This is a genomic window from Chryseobacterium sp. SN22, assembly GCF_008329705.1.
Lineage (GTDB): Bacteria > Bacteroidota > Bacteroidia > Flavobacteriales > Weeksellaceae > Chryseobacterium.
This window is the reverse complement of record NZ_VTSX01000013.1, coordinates 1-20201: the sequence shown is the minus strand read 5'-3', so window position 1 is coordinate 20201 and position 20201 is coordinate 1. Positions and strand designations below refer to the sequence as shown.

Genomic DNA, 20201 nt, shown 5'->3' with positions numbered 1-20201 from the left:
TTGTTATCGTTTTAAATTTATTTCAAAAGTACCATTTTTTCTACAGCTGTAGCACTTCCTTTGCATTTTTCTTGATTCTGACTTTTTGCAAATATCTTAAAAATATACGTACCTTTTGCAACAGTTGACCCAAAATCGTCTCTTCCGTCCCATTCGATAGCCTGACGCGGCGTTCTGAAGCCCTGCAGGAAAGGTTCTGCCACCACCGGCTGAGATAAAGTTCTTACCAGTTTTCCGGTAATGGTATAAATCTGAACATTCACATCAAGGATGTCATCACAATTATGCTCAAACTGAATATACGTTTTATTGGTAAACGGATTCGGCCAGTTCAGCGGCCGGTTAATCACCAGATGCTGGTCGGCTTCGTCCTTAACCTCAAAATTTAACGTAGACGTTGTCGAATTATTGTTTATATCCCAAACTTTAAATGTCAGTTGATGCTGTCCTATGGCCAGATTTCTGAAAGGATAAGTTACATTTCCTTTCTGATATTCTGCCAGGCTCGGACTCAGGCATCCGTTTCCTTCTCCAGAAGCATAAAAATCGTTCAGTACCACCGTATTGATAATTTGACCATCCAAATATACTGTAATATCATGGCCGATACCAGATCCGGTAGAATTAATTCCGGTATCATCGGTGATACATGCCAGCAGCATCGGGTTCTGGTCGGTAATACCGCCATCTGCAAAGTTGGTATTGTTCATATATAACTTCACCTTAGGCGGTTCGTTATCGTTGATCCCATTCGGGTTAAGGTCTCCTACCTGTACCGCCTGGTTGTTGAATACATCGGCTGCCTTGTTATCTGCATAACCTAGGATCCTACCGGTACCAACGACATAATTGATGTCTTTCGGAACATAGAATTCTACCGTGAATACTCCGTTTACTGCAGTTCCCGAAGCTTTTACGATGGCACTTCCTTCTTCAGTGTACTGAAGGACGGGAGTTAATCCGCCGTCGTTGTTCAGCGTGGTCTTGTTTAATCTTTTATCGAAAATGTTAATTACCACTCTTCCGTTAAATGACGTATTCACTGTTCCGTTCGGATTATTGATATGGCCTTTCACTTTCACGAAATCCAGTCCCCGGATCAGTCCCGGAACCGGCGTTTCGATATTGTCGATCACCAGTAATCTTTTCGGCCTGCTCAGTTTCATAGCAGGATCTCCCAGAAAATTTACCTTCAGGTGTTCTGTAGAAGCACCTTGTTGTTTTTTAGCATTTAAATGAGCATAACCCAGCGTATCGAAATCGTCACTGGTCAGTTTGAAGATATTCTGGGTGAAGGTATCGGTAAAAGTTACGCCGTAAAATACATCAATAGCCCGGCTGGAAGTAATCATGGTAGCGGGGCCTCCCTGTTTCAGCTTGATAAACTGCTCTCCTGCAGAAGAAGTGCCAGGCTCATCCCAAAGGGTAAATTCGCAGGTAATGGTAGATACGAAAGGAAATCTGCTGTATGCCGACGAGAAATTATTTGCATTCTGGATCTCACTTAATGTCAGCACCCTTTCCTGTGCCCATCCGTTGATCCCTCCGTGTCCGAAGTAAAACATATATAAGCTGTTCCCGATATCATTGGCAATAGCCTGGTTTACTTGCGGATACCGCTGTCCTCCTGCCGTACTTTGGGCAGGAAATGCGTCCAGGTATAATTTTCTGACATTGTACTCTTTAAGATTGGTTGAAGATGCCTGTTCGAAAACCGGTACCAGGGAATTGTTCATCACCGTATGGAACGGAACGGAGCCCGGTCCGTCGTTGTCATCATCCACAATGAAGTCCAGCTTCATTTTCCATTCCCCGAAAGGCGTGGATTGTCCCGGTAAACTGTTATAATAAGCCAGGGTCTTGTCTATCATATTTGCTGCTTCCGTTACATTGGCTGCAGGAAGTCTTCCAACAGGAAGATCAGGCAGGTTGAAATCCAGGTATTGGGTCGTCTGAGGCTTGGTCATCACAATATAGTCATCGGTGATAAAAGACCGGATCAAATCCTGTGAAATTTCGCTTTCATAACCGGAAACCACATTGGAGTTGCCGGAAATCCTGTTTTTATAATCATAGGAAGCATCTCCCAGAATGAAAACATATTTCAGGGTTCCTGCCGGTGTATTCAGTTTGGTCACAAAATCCCGGATAGCGGTAAGGTCCCTGCTGCCGCTGCCGAATTCATTATAGATCTTATCGGTATCGACGATCTGTACATTGTAGTTGTTTTTGGTCTGATGGTAACTGGCCAGCCTTTGCGCCTGACCCATCATTTCAGGAACCGTAATGATCAGGTAATCCACATTCTGTAATGCTGAAAGATTCTGATTGTTGATTCTTCCGACAAACTGAGGGCTGTAAGCCGCATCGGATTTAAACGCTACAAACTCATTGTTAAAACTAGGGTCTGAAGCAGTATAAGCAAAATTGAAAGTGGTATTTCCTGCCGCTTTATTTACTCTACGGTTCGCATTCGTAATGTCGGTAACATCCCAGATCTGTTCTGCTGCAGAAGCATTGGATAAACTGAAACCGTAGGTGGTATTGCTTCCGCTTACCAGCGAATAATCCCTGAAGTTCATCTGGGTTCCGTTGAAGCTCAGGTTGTCTTTATACTGTACTTCAAAATAATCCGGATAAAAAGTTCCGTTTGGATTTACGGTAATATCCGGTTTTAAATTAAAGGTAATCTGGCTTCCGCTGAGTCCTGAAATTGTTCCGGTATATCGTGTAATATAGAATTCGTTGGATCCTCCGGCATTTGGAGCAGGTATCGCAACGGGCAGCGGATTCTGATTGTTAATATTGTATGTAATACTGTTCTGCTGGGATTTGTATGCAATCACCTGAGCCCTGTAACGGATCTGGTCGCCAGCCTGAACAGGAGAAGCGGTATTGAAAGTAATCGCTTTATCCGTGGTAAGAGGTACATCTTCCACCCAGATACGGCCTGTCTTCATCAGGTTTTTCTGGTCGTTGTTAATGAACTGGTAATTATCGTATCGGGTGATCAATGGGGTAGCTGGCAGGTTTACATCTACCGGCTGCACTCTTTTCCCCGGGCCTTTATCGAAATTGATATAATAATAAGAATAATCTTCATAAATATTCTTTACATTTTCGCTTCTGTCGGTTCGGGTGTCGGTCCTTTTATAACCGTTCCCGTTGGCTGTGTTATAAAGATTGTAGCCATTGGGTCCCTGAGCGTAGAAAAGAGCATAATCATTATCATTCCAGACCCCGTCGCTTTCCCCGACTACCTGAATTGCGTTTTCCTGAAGCGCACTGTACTTCACATCCTGGTTGAATTCCGGGAGCATCACTCCGCCGTTTCCATAGATCCTGAAATTTTTAGGGTTTACGGAAGAAGGGTTGATCCCGTTATCCTGCAGAAACTGCTTTGTAATTTTGAAAATTCCCGATTTATCGACTTTTATTTTATAAAAATTTCCTGATGAAAGAGGGTTGTTGGCGGTTCCCACTTTCATCGCGCTGCCGATGCTGTTGGGTAAATTGCTTTCTGAAATTTCAAATGATGACAACCGCTGCACCTGCCCCTTCGTATTTTTAAATAAGGAAACGCTGATGCTGGCATACCGTTCCCCTTCCAGATAATAATAAGCCACATCTTTTACTTCATAATCCGGCAGAAGATCCTTGCTTATTTCAAACAGATCTCCGGAAGAGACGGTTTCCCAAACCGGATTGGAAATTTTCAGCTGCTTTTCGCCAACCTGTTGTCTGGTTGTGATAAAAATGTTATTTTGGCTGAATAAAAATCCTTGATTTTTGAAATTTGGGAGGTTAAGTTTTGTATCGCCAAAGTCTCGAATTTTAGAGCCATCCCATTCGATGTTGATTCTTTGAGCCCATAGTGCTGATACAAAGCTTAATAGAAATAAAAGTGAGATTTTTTGTTTCATGTTTATGGTTGAAATTTCTGAATTACAAAATAAATGAAAATTTTATAATTAAATTGTGATACAATAAAATTAATTTGTTAACGTTTTTCAAAAAAATCAACTCTTTACTTGATTTATTGAATAATTTACTTTTTCTTTGTACTTTGAAAATATTTATATCGACTATGAAAAAACTAAAGTTGTTTTCATTAATAGCATTAAGTTCTACACTTGCATTAACCAGTTGCGGAGGATCTAATAATGGCGGCGGTACGAAAAAATTTGTCAGCAAAACAGGTTGGAAACCAAACGAGAAACAAGGTTGGTTTTTTGCAGGAAAGCAACAAAAACAAAAAGGTTGGCCGGGAATGGTATATGTAGAAGGTGGAACTTTTACAATGGGATTAGTGAAAGATGATGTGATGCACGACTGGAATAACTCGCCACGCAGAATGCAGGTAAGTTCTTTCTTTATCGGGGAAACTGAAATTACTAACTACGAATACCGCGAATACCTTACATGGTTGAAGTATGTATTCCCTCCGAGTGACCCGAGCTTTAAGGAAATCTATAACGGTGCTTTACCGGATACCTTATTGTGGGACAACAAACTATCTAGAAATGATTTCAACGAAACGTATTTCCGTTCTCCTGAATTCGATTACTACCCGGTAGTGGGGGTAAGCTGGACGCAGGCTAACAGATATTGCGAATGGTTGTCAGACAGAGCAAACGAGAAAGCTTTAATGCAGGCCGGTATCATTGCTAAAGATCTGTACATCAACGAATCCAATAACCAGGGTGGAACCGCATTCAATATGGATAAATTCAAATCGAATGATCCTGAAATGCAGGGGTACATCAATGAAAAAAGAATGCAGCAGAAAACAGGTATGAAAACGACCAACCAGAGATTGCTTGCTGCAAACAGAGCGCCTAATGCTGCTATGGTAACGAAATTCAGGCTTCCGACCGAAGTAGAATGGGAATATGCAGCTTTGGGGATGGCTAAAAACAGAGAATACAACCAATACCTTGGTAAAAAACCTGAAATCGATCAGCTGAGAGGAACCAAAGGAAGAGAAAGAGGAATGTTCCTTGAAAACTTCAAAATGGGAGCGGGAGATTATTCCGGTCTTCCGGGCTGGAAAAACGATGGTTCTGCCAAAACTTCAGACGTAAGACAATATCCTTCCAACGATCTTGGGATCTACGGAATGTACGGAAACGTTTCAGAATGGACGGCAGACGTATACAGACCGATCATCGACGAAGATTTCAGCGACTTCAATTACTATAGAGGAAACATGCCACAGGCTGTTGTAAGAAACGGAGACGGAACTTACAAAATGGTAGACGAAAGCAACATTAAATATGATACTTTAGCCGACGGAAGACTGGTTTACAGAAATCTTCCTGGACAATTTGAAAGAGAAACGATTGCTGATTACAGAAACTACAGAGACGGCGACAGAATGTCTTCCCTGAATTATAGAAATGCTTCTGATTCCGCTTCTACTTACGATATGTACAATTCCCCTAAATCAAGATTCATTGTAGATGCCAGCGGTAAAGTAATCCTTCAGAAAGACAGAAAGGAAAGAACTTCTGATATTTCCAACGATATACGGGTGGTAAAAGGTGGTTCTTGGCAGGATACAGCCTATTGGCTGGATCCGGGACAAAGAAGATACAAGTCTCAGGACAGAGCTTTCGGATGGATCGGTTTCCGTGTTGCACAGGATGCCAGAGCTAACGATAAGAGTAGAACAAGAAGATAATATTTATCTAAATAATTTTCAAAAAAACCTTCCAAAATACTGGAAGGTTTTTTTATTTTTGAATCATGAATACAGAACAGTTTTACCCTTTGTTTTTACAGGCTGAAAAGGTAACCATCGATAGCCGGAAAGTCGGAAAAAATGATATTTTCTTTGCTTTTTCCGGGGATAATTTCAATGCGGCAACTTTGGCCGGACAGGCCATTGATAACGGGGCTTTGGCGGTAATCGTAGAGCAGGAGGAATTTGAAAACAAATTGAAAAATATTTTCTATGTTCCTTCTACGCTGGATTTTCTCCAGGATTTGGCAATTTACCACAGAAAGCAGCTTCAGATTCCCATAATCGGACTCACAGGAAGTAACGGTAAGACGACGACGAAAGAAATTATCCATGCCGTTCTTTCAGAAAAATTCCATGTTCAGTATACTTCAGGGAATTTAAATAACCATATCGGTGTCCCGCTTACGCTTCTTTCGATCAGGCCGGAACATGACATGGCCGTGGTGGAGATGGGAGCCAACCATCAGAAGGAAATCGGGCTTTTATGTTCCATCGCCCAGCCTGATTTCGGGTACATCACCAATTTCGGCAAGGCCCATCTGGAAGGCTTCGGCGGATTTGAAGGGGTGATCAAGGGAAAATCCGAATTGTATGATTATCTTAAAAACAACGGAAAGACTATTCTGATTAATGAAAATGATCCCGTTCAGGTAGAAAAAACCGGAAGCTATTCACCGAAAATTACTTTCGGAAAAGAACAGTCGGATTATCAGTTTGAACTGTTTTCAGAGGAAAATTTTGTCGGTTTAATCTATGAATGCAGAAAAGCCGTTTCAAAACTGACGGGGGAATACAATTTTACCAATCTCTGTGCAGCAGCAAGCCTGGGACTTCACTTTGGGATCGGTTTTGATAAGATAAAACATGCCATTGAAAATTATACGCCGACGAACATGCGTTCCCAGATTGTAAAGAAAGAAGGAAAGATACTGGTGCTGGATACTTACAATGCCAATCCAAGCTCCATGACGGCTTCACTGCATAATTTCATTACTTTTGACGGCTCTAAAACCATTATCATCGGCGATATGCTTGAATTGGGGGACGAAAGCGAAAAAGAGCATCAGACCCTTCTGAAACTGGCAGAAGAATTAAGCTTTGAACAGATCATCACAGTCGGTAAAAACTTTAAAAGTGTAAACCATTCCTCGTTAAGCTTTGAAGATACCACAGCATTGATCGAATACCTAAAAGCCAATAAAATACAATCTGAAAATGTATTGTTAAAAGGTTCAAGAGGGATTGCTTTAGAAAAATCAATCGATTTTATTTAGCTTTAAGCTCCCAGAATTCCTTTACGATCAATTTAATATTTTTAAAGGTGCTTGGGAAAACTTCAGCTTCGATCTGAGCGGTGTTTTTCCAGGCTACTTCCGTAATTCCTTCTTCGGTCTGAGGTTTTGAAGTATCTTCACCACTGAAATTCATCTCAAACCAGTGGGTGCACTTCAGGACTTTATCACCGTTTCTTTCCACATAAATGTGATAGGTGGTATTGATGAAGCGTGCCAGCTCTACATTGGCAAGTCCGGTTTCTTCTTCAATTTCGCGCACCGCGGATTCCTCACGTGATTCGCCTTTCTCCATTTTCCCTTTCGGAAGATCCCACTTTCCTAATCTTCTGATGAAAAGGATATCCCCTTCGCGATTATTCACCAGGCCGCCTGCCGCTTCGATAATCCTGAAGAGCTTCTGGAACCCGGTCCAGATTTCATCGAGATTTTCGCCGAAAACATTTAATTCCTTTACTGATGTATTTTCAAGGAGATCAAGCGCGATCTCCAGGCTTGTGACGTTTTCGTATCCAAGCGTTTTTTCTAAGTTTTCAGATTGCTTAGACAACAGTAATTTTTTTTCGTTCACAAAAACTTTATACATATATTTGTAAGAATTAAGAATTTAATACAAAAATAAAAAATGAATTTAGAAGGACGAAAGATTATTGTCAATAAATCATCTAAAGAATTGGTGGAAATCCTGAAATCGCCGGAAAATTACAAAGATTTTATGCCGGACGGTCTTCAGAAGTTTGAGACGAGAGAGGATGGATTTAAATTCGGACTGCAGGGAATGCCGGAGATCGCCCTGAAAATCGATGAAGTGAATGATCAGAAGGCCGTATTAAAATCGGCAAGCTCCAGCCTGGATTTCTCCTTAACGGCTACCATAAACCCTCTGAATGAAAACCAGACCGAGGTGCAGATGCTGTTTGAAGGGAAATTTAACCCGTTTATCAAAATGATGGTGGAAAAGCCGCTTCAGAATTTCATCAATACCTTAACGGATAAGATCGAAGCTTATAAATAAAAGAAACCTTCAGAGATGAAGGTTTCTTTTATTTTATACAGACGCATCATAATATACTTTTAAATCCGGCCTCATCTTACCGTTTTGTGCTTTCTTTTTCCCTGGTCCAGATCGTGCCCGTATTAGCGATGACGTTATGATGAAAATCAAATTCTTCACCATGGGCACCCTGGGTGTTCCAGACCGCGCAAAAATAACCGCCATGTACCAGTGAATGCCGCATGGCACTCCGGCTGCCGGTCTTTCCGTCATTTTTCCAGAAAACAACCGGAATTTTACAGTTGCCTGGAATCCAAAGCACATCACAAAGCAATTTCTATATGATACCGTACCGTTTCATGTAACTGTCAAGAAATCGGCTTATCAAAGTAAAGATCCGCTGGAACTGGAAATAAAAGGGCATCCTGACGGAGACAGAACCCTGGCAGCCCTCAAAGATATTAATTTTTATAATGGGATTATCGAAGCTACCATCTCCGGGCAGCCGCTTGCAAAACGCCGCGGAGACCGCCCGTGGATTTGTAGGTATTGCTTTCACGACAGCTTTGGACGCTTCTAAAAGGGAGTTTCTCTATTTACGTCCTACCAAGGGCCGGGCCAACGATCAGTTGCGCAGAAACCGCTCCAGCCAATATATTTTCCATACCGGGATATTCCTGGGAAAAATTAAGTAAGGAGGCATTGGGGCAGTATGGGTCCTACGTCGATATCGTACCTCATACCTGCGGAATGGATTAAAATAAAAATTGTAGTCAGGGATGAAGTGGCCGGCTGTGCGTCAGCGATGTCTCTCAGCCAACCTTAATCGTCAATGATTTAAAGCAGGGTAAAAGTATGCGTGGAAGTATCAGATTATGGATAGGCCAGGGAACATTAGGCATTTCACCGATATTAAGGTAATGAAGGAAGATTGATCTGTCAGGCAGTCACCCCCGAACAATGATCCCTTGTGCTGCCCGTTGCAGAAGCCAGGACGTTAATCTCATTATTCATTCTTAAAACACCCATCAGGGCAAAAATCAAAGCTTCCTTATAATCAATGATGTCTTTTTCAGGAATGATGATCTCAGCTTCTGTCTGGGACTTAATTTTTTCGATTAAATAAGCATTATAAGTTCCGCCGCCCGTAAAAAGAACTTTCTTCAACCGGTTTTCATTCAGTACTTTTGAAATCTGTATGGAAGCATGCTCTGTAAAGGTAGCCAACAGGTCCAGGCCTTCTACGCCTTTAAATAGCGGGAAAATATGTTCATTGCACCATTCGATGCCCAGGGACTTCGGAGGAGACTGCCGGTAAAAGGCCAGTGAATTTAATTCATGTAATAATGGTTCATTTATTTTTCCTGCTTTTGCCAGGCCGCCGTTCTCATCAAAATGCTTATTAAATTTTAAAGCCAATGTGTTTAAAACAATATTAACCGGGGAAATATCAAAAGCAATCCGCTGATGATTAACTTTCATGGAAATATTGGAGAAACCGCCCAGGTTAAGGCAGGCATCGTACTGCGGAAATAAAAGCTCATCACCGATTGGTACCAGCGGAGCGCCGTTGCCGCCCATCAGGACATCCTGGCTCCGGAAATCATAGATCACCGGCAAGTTGGTTTCCAGCTTAACGGCTCTTCCGTCGCCGATCTGTAACGTAAATTTCTTTTTTGGCTGATGAAAAACCGTATGTCCGTGGGAAGCAATCAGGTCGATATTTTGAAGCTGATATTTTTCAATAAAACTTTTTACTGTTTTCCCCAGGTAAAAACCGTACTCTGAATGCAATTCGAGCAATTCTTCTGCGGAAAGATAAATTGAATTCCTGAGTTTGTCTTCCCATTCTGCAGAATAGGGAAGGGTTTCGGCTTTCAGAATTTCAAAGTTCCAGACCTGCTGTTTTTCAAATCTTGCCAGGCAGATATCAAGCCCGTCCAAACTTGTTCCGGACATCAGTCCGATGGCATGAAAGCTCATGAATTATTTTTTGTTTTGGGAAATTTCGGGAGCGGCAAAATCTCCGGAATTCTGGAAGAATACATATTCCGAAAAGTCGTCTTTGGCCCGCATGCCATGGGCACCGATTAATGTGCTGCCGTCCTTCCTCGTTACGTACACCGTGTCGCGGGTATAGATGTTTTTCTTTACCTGATCCCAGTAAATGCTCTGCATCGCAAATTTATCGCCTTCATTGGTTGTAATCCTTACATTGCCTTTGGCTTCGTAGAACTTTTTGTAATCGTAAAACTTGGCATATTTTGCCTTGATGGTACCCGGGACTTTCGGTTTTTTCTTATCGAAAAACTGGATATCGACCCCTTTTCTCGCTACGGTATACGGGCTGTCAATCAACTCGTACTTTTCAATGATCGGGGCTTTGGCCCTCATGGTGACAAACCCAGAATCCCGCTGGATAATATAGGCGTTATTGATAATCTGTGAAGCGAAGTTTTTACTCTGTTTGGAATTGGCTTTCGTAAGATCTTCCTCACATGAGGTCATAATAAAAAATATAGCACAACTAAAAAGGTATGCTATATTTTTTTTATGGAGTATGTTTCTAAAAAACATCATATTAGTTATAAAGTGTTTTTCTGAACCATTTATCAGCAAAATTGAAACCAACCCTCAGGTTGATGAAGTTCTGGTTGATCAGGTTGTTCTTAACCGTTCCTCTTTTCCCGAGTTCCAGTCCGAGTTCCAGTCCGCTCATCCTCGTGATGCTGCTGTTTTTAAACGGCAGGAGCACTCCGGCAGATACGCCGAATTTATTGATGTTCTGTCCGGCGATCTGAAGATTTCCTTTCTCATAGAAAGCTCCGTAACGGTAAACAATTCTGGAGAAATAGCTTCGGAAGTTGTTGTAATTCGGCAGGTACCATCCCCCGGCAGAAATCCTGTATGAATCTTGAAGATCCAGGGTGTTCCCGAAATAAGCAATGCTTTCTCCTTTTTTATAGTCTCCCTGTAACGATAAGAACCACTGGTTCTCTTCTCCGTAACCTACCCCTACGGAAGCCTGCATCGGAAGAAGGTTTTTAGACTTCGTGCTTTTCTGGTCGATGATGCTTTCGTTACTTTTGGTAGTGCCTGAAGCATCAGAGTAAAAATAGGTGCTGTTTACATAATCGGTCGTCATATTACTGGTGTTCCCGAAGGTAGTAGTGGCACCGATAGTAAATTTACGGTCCGTGCTGGTATTCAGGTTCTGGTAACTTGCCCCTAATGTAAAGTTGAAGTTATGGATGCTGTTTCTGGTTTCGTATCCGTTGATCAGTTCAGCATTGGAATAAGCCAGCTCGTTCAGGTCGTAAAGATTTCCGAAATAATAATTGGCTCTTGCTCCTACCGCAAATTTATCGGTTACCTTATATCCTAACGCAATCTGAGCGGTATTCAATGTTCCGCTTCCTTTGAACCGGTTGTATCTCGTAACTCCGCCTGCCAGATTATTCTCTTCATGAAGGATATTGTAGCTTTTTGAGCTGTACGGCTGATATGAAAGCCCCATTTTCAGCTTCGGAGATAAAGGAAAAGCCAGTGAAATATTGGATAGATACGTAGAATGTTTCGTCGCCTTTGTATTGTTGTAATCTGTTTTAAAGTAATTGTTCTCGTTGGTCGCTTCCAGTTTGATACTGGTCAATTCGAAATTGGCATTGTTTGCAGGGTTTGCAAAATTGAAATTACTTGTAAAATCGCTGATAAAAGCGGTGGATATACCTCCCATCGAGGTTGTTTCGATCGTATTATCATATTTCACATCGCCGATTCCGTAAGCCGCATAAGGTGAATTACTCAGGTTCTGCGCATTAAGGAAATACCCAACCGATATGAATGATAGTACAAAGATTTTTTTCATTCTTTATTTTTAAAATAATGCGCAAATATCTTAAATATTAATGAATTGTAAAAATTATATGAGGTTAAAGTTTGTTAAGGCAGATCCAGAGGGGAAATTGCAGCCCGTACGGGTAAATTGTTAGTAGTGAATGGTCAATAGTCAATCCGCTTCGCCTGTCAATTTTTTCCATAGCGTAAATTCACTATTCACTCCTTACCAACGGCAATCTTAATCTTAACCTCAGCCTGAGATTCACCGTTCACTTGCAAAGCGAAATTCACTATTCACTTGCACCGGCAACATTCACCCTTGACCCGTCAGACAAAATTTATCATTCACCAAAAATGACATGCCCATAACCTACAATTTTTTTATCTTTGGGCCATGAATTGGGAGAACATCGCCGGACAGGAAAACCTGAAGAAACTTCTCAGAGACAGTATCGCCGAAAACAGAGTCAGCCACGCCCAGCTTTTCACGGGAAAAGAAGGATACGGAACGTTGCCTATGGTTCTGGCCTATGCCAAGGAAGTCCTGAGCCGCGAGAATGAGCATGCCGCTTCAAAAGTGGAGCACCTCAACCACGTCGATCTGCATTTCAGCTTTCCGGTGTTTACAGACAATAAAAATTCTTTAAGTAAAAACAAGTTTGAAGAATTCCGGGAAATGGTGCTGAAATCTCCTTATGCAAGCTATGACGACTGGACCGCTTTCCTACAATCCGAGAACAAGCAGCTCTTCATTTCAGCCGATGAAATTGATGACCAGAACCAGAAGTTTGCCTTAAAAAGCTATGAAGGCGGAACCAAGATCCTGATTGTCTGGAGAGCTGATAAAATGAATATTGCGGCCGCCAACAAATTCCTGAAATTCCTGGAAGAACCGCCTGCCAAAACCATTATCCTGCTCACAGCGGAATCGGTTAATGATATTCTTCCCACCATCCTTTCCAGAACACAGATTGTAGAGGTTCCGAGGATTACCGATGCAGACCTGGAAGCTTATTTAAAAAATAATTTCAGTATTGATGATGAAAAAGTCAAAGAAATCGTTCATGAAGCACAGGGCGACCTGAATGATGCGCTGAAATTGCTCCGGTCGGGAAATAAGAACGAGGAATTTGAAAAATTGTTTGTACAGTGGGTTCGTGATGCCTTTATGGTAAAAAAGAAACCGCAATTCTTGAAAAGCATCATCCTTTGGGCCCGGGAAATTGCAGGCTGGAACCGTGAGAAACAGAAGAATTTTTTAAATTACTGCTCTGAAATTTTCAGGCTGGCATTGTTGCAGAATTATCAGTCGGAGGAGCTGGTGTACAAAAAAATCAATACCAACGGTTTTAACTGGGCCGGTTTTTCAAAATTTATCAGCGGGGCGAATATCGAAAGCATTCTGGAAGAGATCAGCACCGCCGATCTGCACTTAACCCGGAATGGAAATCCCAAAATTGTCTGGACAGATCTTGGGATCAAACTATCACGGTATATTCATAAAAATTCATAACCAGAAAACATCCTTAAATTCTGAGTTCTGAAGGTGACATTTGACTTTTAGGATGTCTTTTTTTAACGGATAAAATACCGGTCACAATATAGGATTGTAAATGGATAAACCCATGAGGTCTGTAAGTGCTGATTCATTACTAAAATGAGGGGATTGTGAAACTTCCGGTAGGCCTATTTTAACCCATGAAACGGACTGTTAAATTTAGAATTATTTTAATTCCGTAAGCTGATTGTAGATATAGTTTTTAATTTTCCTGTAAATCCCTATTACCTTTTCGGAATTTTATCATCCGGAATAATCAGAACAATACCATTCTAAACGAAACAGGCAGTCGATTTCGTTATTTTAGATCTTAAAAATGCAATCATATTTTACAGATCTGCCTGAAAATTACGGCCTATAATATTTATTAATTTTTTGAATAATGTATAAATGTCTATAAATCAGTTAATTGTTTAATTGAATATTAAAAATATATTAAAAAATCAATCAATCGTTTGATTTATTCAGATTTGGATGTAAATTTGCAACGTCAAAAAACGAGAACGTAATTAGATGATTTCAAAAGAAGAAAATATATTGTTTGCCGCCGAAAAGCTTTTTGCAGAAAAAGGTTTTGAAGGGACTTCCACCCGGGAGATTGCCAAAGCAGCCAATGTAAATATTTCCATGATTTCTTATTATTTTGGTTCAAAAGAGAAGCTGTATGAAAAGCTGGTAGAGTTTAGGATGAATGAAGGGCAGTTTTTTTCGAAAGACATCTTGGAGAGAACCGATATGAATGATTGGGAAAAAATAAATAAGATCGTAGACCAGTTTGTAGGGAAAATAAGACATCAGAAGTGTTTTTACAGAATCATGCAACGGGAGCAGCTTCATACTGAAAATCAAAATATTGTGGATATGCTGAAGCAGGCCAAGCTTGGATTTCTTGCCACCTATTCAAAAATATTGGAAAGCGGTTTGAACAATGGGATATTTACTAAAAATCCTCCGATCTATCTTCTTCATTCTACGATAAGCGGAACTTTATTTTATGCTTTCAATGCCAAGGAAATGTATAAGGAATTTCTGAACGATACCGATGAAGAAGCCGTTTTCGACGAAAAATACTACACAGAACTTAACACACATATTAAATACTTACTTAAAGACCTTCTAGGTTATGAAGAAAATAAATAACTCAATCCTTGCGCTGGCTCTGTTTGTAGGAATGGCAAACGCAAATGCTCAGGAGAAAAGAACCCTCACCCTGGATGAAGCCGTTCAGCTTGGTATCCAAAACAGTAAAAACCTGAAGATTGACGCTGCCAAAATTGAAGAAGCGACTGCAGATCTTCTGGCGGCAAAAAACAGGCAGCTGCCTGAACTTTCGGTATCCGGAAGTTACCTGTATCTTCCCCTGAAGCCGAATGTGAACATTAAGCTTCCCGGTGTTGCCGGCGGAGGTCCTGAAATCCATCAGGTGGCTTACGGATCAGCGAACTTAAGCATTCCAATTTACAGCGGCGGAAGAATAAAATATGGGATTGAGTCGGCCAAATATTTGGTAGAAGCATCAAAACTAAATACGGAAAGCGATAAGGTGGCGATTGCCTACAATGTTGCCCAGGCGTACAACAATTTATTTAAAGCCAACCAGTCGATCAAGGTATTGGAAGAAAACCTTTCGGCCTCCCAAAAAAGAGACGAAACCTTCCTGAAGCTGGAGAACAACGGAGTAATCGCCAGAAATGACCGTTTAAAGGCTAACCTTCAGACGTCAAACATCGAGCTGCAGTTGCTGGAAGCGAAAAACAATTACAACATTGCCAATATCAATATGGATCTGCTGTTAGGCCTTCCGGAAACGACAGAGATCGAAGTGGACCAGAACTATATCGAAGAAGGTACAGAAGTAAAACCGGTTGATTTTTATATCAATGAAGCCAAAGAAAACCGTAAGGATCTACAGGCTTTGGATAAGCAGAGACAGGCTGCTGCCTTGGGAACCAAATCGGCAAAAGCGGAAAACCTGCCGTCGATTGCCTTTACCGGAGGATATGTAGCAGCAGACATTCCTAAATTTTTAACCATCTACAACGCGGTGAATTTAGGAGTCGGGATTTCTTACAATTTATCCAATCTCTGGAAAGAAAATTCTTCATTGAAGCAATCGCAGGCCAGAGAAACGCAGCTGGCCGCCAACAATGAATTGTTGAATGACAACATCAAGCTTGATGTAAACAGAGAATTTCAGAATACGGATTATTCTAAAAAGAGAATTGCCGTTTTCGAAAAATCTGCCGAACAGGCTAATGAAAACTACAGAATTACAAAAAATAAATACGATAACGGGCTGGCTACGATGACGGAACTTCTGGATGCCGATGCAGCACAGATCGCCGCTAATGTAGGCGTCATCAATGCAAAGGCAGACGCTGCGCTGGCTTACCGAAAACTATTACAGACTACAGGAACTTTAACAATTAAATAAATAAAGAACGATACCCAACATGGAAAATAATACTACCCCAGCTACTGAACCTAAAAAGAAGAAGAGCTTAGTCTTTCCTATTATTTTAGCAGTTGTTTTAATTGGCGGCGGAATCTACGGATATAATGCGTATACCTACGGCCAGTCCCACGAAGAAACCGATGATGCACAGATTGCCTCCAACCTTTCACCGGTGATTTCCAAGATCTCCGGATACGTAACGGAAGTAAAGGTAAAAGATAACCAGTTTATAAAAAAAGGAGATACCCTGATTATCCTGGACAGCAGAGACCAGAAACTGGCATTGGAACAGGCGGAAGCTGCTTTGGCAACGGCGAAGAGCAATATCTCCAATGCGCAGGCAAGCACAACGGCAACATCCAAAAATATCGGTTCGTCCCAGGCAGCAGTTACTACGGCCAATGCACAGATTGAAGCTGCAAGGGTAAATGTCTGGAAAACTTCCCAGGATCTTAAAAGATACGCAAACCTTGTAAAAGACCATTCCATTACGGAACAGCAATATGAGCAGGCATTAGCTGCCAAACAAACGGCCGACAAGCAATTGCAGGTTTTAATCGATCAGAGAAACCAGATTGCCCAGCAGACGAATATCGCTTCTTCCCAGACGGCGGCAAGCTCGCAGCAGATCAGCGTAGCAGGCTCCGTAGCCAAGCAGAGGGAAGTGGATGTGGAAAATGCAAAATTAAATCTTTCCTATACGGTAATCGTTGCACCTGAAGACGGCTACGTTGGAAAAGTTCCGATCCAGGCAGGACAATATCTACAGGCCGGTTCCCAGCTGTTTGCTTTGGTTAAAAATGACCAGAAATGGGTAGTCGCCAATTTCAAGGAAACCCAGGTCAATAAAATGGTAGAAGGACAGAAAGTGAAAATCGAGATTGATGCTTTCCCCGATAGGGAATTTGAAGGGGTGGTGAGTTCTTTCTCTCCTGCAACGGGGGCTACTTTTTCAATTCTTCCTCCGGATAATGCCAGCGGTAACTTCGTGAAAGTGGTTCAGCGGCTTCCGGTAAAAATCAATTTTGTAAACCTTGATAAAAATATAGCCCAAAGATTACGAACAGGAATGAATGTGAAAGCAGAAGTTTCCTTAAAATAATAAACCTTAAAGTGAATTGTCAATGCTGCGGATGAAGCTGATCGTGAGAGAAAATGAAGAAGCAAATTGACTATGAAATGGATGAACCCATTGACAATTCCTTTATTACCATAAAATAAATTATAAGTGAATTGTCAGTTTGCAGAAGAAGGTCAGAATGATGATGATTGAAGAGGCAGACTGATAATGCAGATGTCGGAGAACGGAATCAGCCGATGAGGTGGAGGTGATGCGGAAAACTGATCATGAAGAGAGGAGCGGTGTTGAAGTTGGTTTCTTATGTTGCAGGAGGAGAAGAAGCAGGAACCCATGATGAAGAGGAGACCGCTTGAAAAGAAAATCAGCAATGCAGGAGAATATGAAGCGGAGGCTGTCATGCAGGAGGCTTGAAGAAGGGTTCCGTCTGAATGCAGAAGAATGATGAAGGGGTACTGACAACCATGCGGATGAAATGCTGACAATTCACTTTTATAAAATACCATTAAAATAGACAGAGTTTAAGAGATCCGGATCTCAATGACTGAAACCAAACCTTAAGATGTGAATAAGGAAGCAGAGAGATCTCTGAATCAACCTCATCCTGAACCTCAGTCTCATTTAACAACAGAATAATGTTAGTTCGTTAGCGCTTGTTCTGATCAGAAATTTCCGGATCTCATAATCTCCTGATTTTTTAATACCGAAAAAAACTATGCAAGATTCATTAGTAGAATATGGAGCCAGAAGGGTAATCGTTACGATTACGGCCATCCTTTGTGCGCTGCTGGAAATTGTGGACTCCACAATTGTAAACGTTGCCCTGAATGAAATGAAGGGGAACCTGGGGGCCACCCTTTCGGAAGTGGGCTGGGTGATCACGGCGTACGCGATCGGTAACGTAATCATCGTACCGATGACGAGCTGGCTTTCCCAGCAGTTCGGACGGAGGAATTATTTTGCCGCATCCATCATTATATTTACCGTATTCTCCTTTCTCTGCGGGAATGCAACCAATATCTGGGAGCTGGTATTTTTCCGCCTCATGCAGGGGATCGGTGGGGGAGCACTTCTGGTAACTTCCCAGACCATCATTACCGAATCCTACCCGGTGGAAAAAAGGAGTATGGCACAGGCCATCTATGGTCTTGGAGTAATTATCGGTCCCACATTGGGTCCGCCCCTCGGAGGATACATCGTAGATAATTTCAGCTGGCCGTATATTTTCTACATCAATATCCCGATCGGGATTGCTGCGACTTTAATGACGCTGCAGTTTGTAAAGAGTCCGAAATATGCCGAAAAACGGAAAGCTTCCGACGTTGACTGGCTGGGTATTGCCTTGCTGGCGATCACGGTAGGATCGCTGCAGTATATTCTTGAAAGAGGGCATGAAGAAGACTGGTTTGCCAGCGGATGGATTGTTGCCCTTACTGCATCGGCCGTTTTAGGATTTATCTTGTTCCTCTGGCGCGAGCTTACTTTCAAATATCCGATTGTGGAACTCCGGGTTTTAAAAAACAGCAATTTAAGGATCGGTACCGTAATGTCCTTTGTCTTAGGATTCGGGTTGTACGGTTCAACGTTTATCGTTCCTTTATACACGCAGAGTATCTTAGGCTGGACGGCGCTTCAGTCGGGAGCTTTGATGATCCCTGCGGCACTGACGACGGCTTTCATGATGCCGATCATCGGGCGGTTGCTGTCTAAAGGGGCGAAACAACAGATTCTTGTTTCCTTAGGTTTATTCATCTTCTTTATTTACAGCTTCTGGGGCTATAAAATCCTGACGCCGGATACCGGTAAAGATGCCTTCTTCTGGATGCTGATTGTAAGGGGTGCGGGTCTCGGACTCTTGTTTATCCCGATTACTTCTCTTTCTTTAAGTACCCTGAAAGGACAGGAAATCGGACAGGGTGCGGCTTTTACCGGTATGATGCGGCAGTTGGGTGGTTCTTTCGGAATCGCAGCGATCACCACCTTCATTGCCAATGCGAGCCAGAAATACAGGGTCAACCTGATTTCCCACCTTGATGAGACGGACCTCGCCGTGCAGCAAAGACTGCAGGCCCTGAAAGGAAGTTTTATGGCCAAAGGGATGACGCCCGACGCCGCCATGAATGCTGCCTACAAAATACTCGATCTCTCCGTAACGAAACAGGCCACCGTGCTTTCCTATATGGATGTGTTCCTTTATCTTGGCGTGGTCTTCCTGATCTGTATTCCGTTTATCTTGTTCGTTAAAGAGCGGAAAAGCAAAGAAAAAATAGATCTCAGCGGTGTACATTAAATATATCAAATAAACGAAAACCTCCGGAAGGAGGTTTTTTTTATAATAAAGTGAAATCTATATGATTAATTATATTCAGTAGTTTTATTTAAAAAAAGATATTGTTAATTTTAAATATGAAGCTTATAATTTTATTTTTATTAACCATTAGTCATTTAGAGGCTCAAACAAAATTAAACACTAAAAAAGAAGTTGATATTTTATTTGAGAGGAATGAGTTTTCATTAAATAAAATTTTTGACGGAAATACTCCATATATTTTCAAACTTGTAAATAATACAGATTATACTTATATTATCGATCCCTACGGTTTTAAAAGTGATAATTTTGTGATGACAATCGAAGGAAATATTATTACTCCAGTTAGAATTGTTTTAAATGGGTTTTATAAGAGATTTGATAGTCAAGAATGTGTTGATGACTTGATAATATTAGGACCAAAGGAAAAAAAATATGTTTCACTAAGTATTGTTAATCTTAACGGTGTCTATGATCTTGATAAGCACAAAAAATATATCATAAAATTACATTCTCACCACAATAAGTATACAGCGAGTCTTTTAGGCTGTCAGGATTATATAGAGAGTTTAATTAGTTCCAAAAAATATAAAGTATTTGATGATAGTATTGATACTACGGTTTCTTTAGTTCCTTGATTTTAGGTTATAATGATTTTTATATATGGATTAATTAAACTGGCTTAAATCAATGTTTGACCTTTCACAAAGGTCCTGGTCAGGAATTAATGTTTCGCTCGGTGTTGGAGGTGGAGCACAGTGGAGCCGTATAAATACAAGTATTTACAATGGGAAATAATAAAAAACTTTATATCTGTATTATTTTATTGTTGATCATTATATCTTATAATTTGTTAAACACTAAATCTTTCATAAATCATATGAAACATGATTATTTTCCCAAAGAAATTAGTGGTAATATATATGATAT

At 41.2% G+C, this 20201-nt stretch carries 15 protein-coding genes; 9 read left to right on the top strand and 6 right to left on the bottom strand.

Features of this window, described 5'->3' with window-relative positions; translation table 11 throughout:
- Positions 1 to 17: 17 nt before the first annotated feature.
- Complete coding sequence (gene porU, locus FY557_RS10115) at positions 18 to 3923, bottom strand: type IX secretion system sortase PorU (RefSeq protein WP_149247137.1); 3906 nt, start codon at positions 3921 to 3923, stop codon at positions 18 to 20.
- Between the two features lie 164 nt (positions 3924 to 4087).
- Here porU and gldJ point away from each other — a divergent pair, with 164 nt between their 5' ends.
- A complete protein-coding gene (gene gldJ, locus FY557_RS10110; protein WP_149247136.1) occupies positions 4088 to 5683 on the top strand; it encodes a gliding motility lipoprotein GldJ in 1596 nt (531 codons plus the stop codon).
- A 65-nt stretch (positions 5684 to 5748) separates the two neighbouring features.
- The gene (locus FY557_RS10105) at positions 5749 to 7020 is read left to right on the top strand and encodes a UDP-N-acetylmuramoyl-tripeptide--D-alanyl-D-alanine ligase (RefSeq protein WP_149247135.1); all 1272 of its coding nucleotides are present in this window, start codon (positions 5749 to 5751) and stop codon (positions 7018 to 7020) included.
- Here FY557_RS10105 and FY557_RS10100 read toward each other — a convergent pair.
- Entirely contained in the window at positions 7013 to 7624 is a 612-nt protein-coding gene (locus FY557_RS10100) for an NUDIX hydrolase (RefSeq protein WP_149247134.1), read from the bottom strand. The two genes, FY557_RS10105 and FY557_RS10100, sit on opposite strands and share 8 nt — an antisense overlap.
- Positions 7625 to 7663: 39 nt before the next feature.
- Here FY557_RS10100 and FY557_RS10095 point away from each other — a divergent pair, with 39 nt between their 5' ends.
- A complete protein-coding gene (locus tag FY557_RS10095) occupies positions 7664 to 8053 on the top strand; it encodes an SRPBCC family protein (protein WP_149247133.1) in 390 nt (129 codons plus the stop codon).
- 76 nt (positions 8054 to 8129) lie between these two features.
- On the opposite strand, the gene FY557_RS10090 is transcribed toward FY557_RS10095, so the two are convergent.
- The 4 genes from FY557_RS10090 to FY557_RS10075 form a co-directional block, all read right to left on the bottom strand.
- Positions 8130 to 8354, bottom strand: a complete 225-nt coding sequence (locus FY557_RS10090; RefSeq protein WP_228451766.1) for a hypothetical protein — start codon at positions 8352 to 8354, stop codon at positions 8130 to 8132.
- A gap of 617 nt (positions 8355 to 8971) precedes the next feature.
- Positions 8972 to 10015, bottom strand: coding sequence for an anhydro-N-acetylmuramic acid kinase (locus FY557_RS10085; RefSeq protein ID WP_149247132.1), 1044 nt, complete (start codon positions 10013 to 10015; stop codon positions 8972 to 8974).
- Between the two features lie 3 nt (positions 10016 to 10018).
- A complete protein-coding gene (lptC, locus tag FY557_RS10080; RefSeq protein ID WP_410495900.1) occupies positions 10019 to 10609 on the bottom strand; it encodes an LPS export ABC transporter periplasmic protein LptC in 591 nt (196 codons plus the stop codon).
- A gap of 4 nt (positions 10610 to 10613) precedes the next feature.
- Positions 10614 to 11900: a hypothetical protein gene (locus FY557_RS10075; protein ID WP_149247130.1), complete on the bottom strand. Its 1287-nt coding sequence runs from the start codon at positions 11898 to 11900 to the stop codon at positions 10614 to 10616.
- Between the two features lie 366 nt (positions 11901 to 12266).
- On the opposite strand from FY557_RS10075, the gene FY557_RS10070 reads away from it, so the two are divergent.
- From FY557_RS10070 to FY557_RS10045, 6 genes are all read left to right on the top strand, one after another.
- Positions 12267 to 13385, top strand: a complete 1119-nt coding sequence (locus FY557_RS10070; protein WP_149247129.1) for an ATP-binding protein — start codon at positions 12267 to 12269, stop codon at positions 13383 to 13385.
- 558 nt (positions 13386 to 13943) lie between these two features.
- On the top strand, positions 13944 to 14570 hold the full coding sequence (locus tag FY557_RS10065; RefSeq protein WP_149247128.1) for a TetR/AcrR family transcriptional regulator: 627 nt from the start codon (positions 13944 to 13946) through the stop codon (positions 14568 to 14570).
- Positions 14554 to 15864 carry a TolC family protein gene (locus FY557_RS10060; RefSeq protein WP_149247127.1) on the top strand — a complete coding sequence of 437 codons (1311 nt, stop codon included), beginning with the start codon at positions 14554 to 14556 and terminating at the stop codon, positions 15862 to 15864. The genes FY557_RS10065 and FY557_RS10060 overlap by 17 nt, the downstream gene beginning before the upstream one ends.
- Positions 15865 to 15883: 19 nt before the next feature.
- Positions 15884 to 16987, top strand: coding sequence for an HlyD family secretion protein (locus tag FY557_RS10055; RefSeq protein WP_149247126.1), 1104 nt, complete (start codon positions 15884 to 15886; stop codon positions 16985 to 16987).
- A 691-nt stretch (positions 16988 to 17678) separates the two neighbouring features.
- On the top strand, positions 17679 to 19253 hold the full coding sequence (locus FY557_RS10050; protein WP_149247125.1) for a DHA2 family efflux MFS transporter permease subunit: 1575 nt from the start codon (positions 17679 to 17681) through the stop codon (positions 19251 to 19253).
- Positions 19254 to 19369: 116 nt separating this feature from the next.
- Positions 19370 to 19909 carry a hypothetical protein gene (locus FY557_RS10045; RefSeq protein WP_149247124.1) on the top strand — a complete coding sequence of 180 codons (540 nt, stop codon included), beginning with the start codon at positions 19370 to 19372 and terminating at the stop codon, positions 19907 to 19909.
- The last annotated feature ends 292 nt before the right edge of the window (positions 19910 to 20201 follow it).

Bases quoted from the DNA above. Each gene is read 5' to 3' on its own strand.
- porU (WP_149247137.1), bottom strand. From the start codon at position 3,923: ATGAAACAAAAAATCTCACTTTTATTTCTATTAAGCTTTGTATCAGCA.
- gldJ (WP_149247136.1), top strand. From the start codon at position 4,088: ATGAAAAAACTAAAGTTGTTTTCATTAATAGCATTAAGTTCTACACTT.
- FY557_RS10105 (WP_149247135.1), top strand. From the start codon at position 5,749: ATGAATACAGAACAGTTTTACCCTTTGTTTTTACAGGCTGAAAAGGTA.
- FY557_RS10100 (WP_149247134.1), bottom strand. From the start codon at position 7,624: ATGTATAAAGTTTTTGTGAACGAAAAAAAATTACTGTTGTCTAAGCAA.
- FY557_RS10095 (WP_149247133.1), top strand. From the start codon at position 7,664: ATGAATTTAGAAGGACGAAAGATTATTGTCAATAAATCATCTAAAGAA.
- FY557_RS10085 (WP_149247132.1), bottom strand. From the start codon at position 10,015: ATGAGCTTTCATGCCATCGGACTGATGTCCGGAACAAGTTTGGACGGG.
- lptC (WP_410495900.1), bottom strand. From the start codon at position 10,609: ATGTTTTTTAGAAACATACTCCATAAAAAAAATATAGCATACCTTTTT.
- FY557_RS10075 (WP_149247130.1), bottom strand. From the start codon at position 11,900: ATGAAAAAAATCTTTGTACTATCATTCATATCGGTTGGGTATTTCCTT.
- FY557_RS10070 (WP_149247129.1), top strand. From the start codon at position 12,267: ATGAATTGGGAGAACATCGCCGGACAGGAAAACCTGAAGAAACTTCTC.
- FY557_RS10065 (WP_149247128.1), top strand. From the start codon at position 13,944: ATGATTTCAAAAGAAGAAAATATATTGTTTGCCGCCGAAAAGCTTTTT.
- FY557_RS10060 (WP_149247127.1), top strand. From the start codon at position 14,554: ATGAAGAAAATAAATAACTCAATCCTTGCGCTGGCTCTGTTTGTAGGA.
- FY557_RS10055 (WP_149247126.1), top strand. From the start codon at position 15,884: ATGGAAAATAATACTACCCCAGCTACTGAACCTAAAAAGAAGAAGAGC.
- FY557_RS10050 (WP_149247125.1), top strand. From the start codon at position 17,679: ATGCAAGATTCATTAGTAGAATATGGAGCCAGAAGGGTAATCGTTACG.
- FY557_RS10045 (WP_149247124.1), top strand. From the start codon at position 19,370: ATGAAGCTTATAATTTTATTTTTATTAACCATTAGTCATTTAGAGGCT.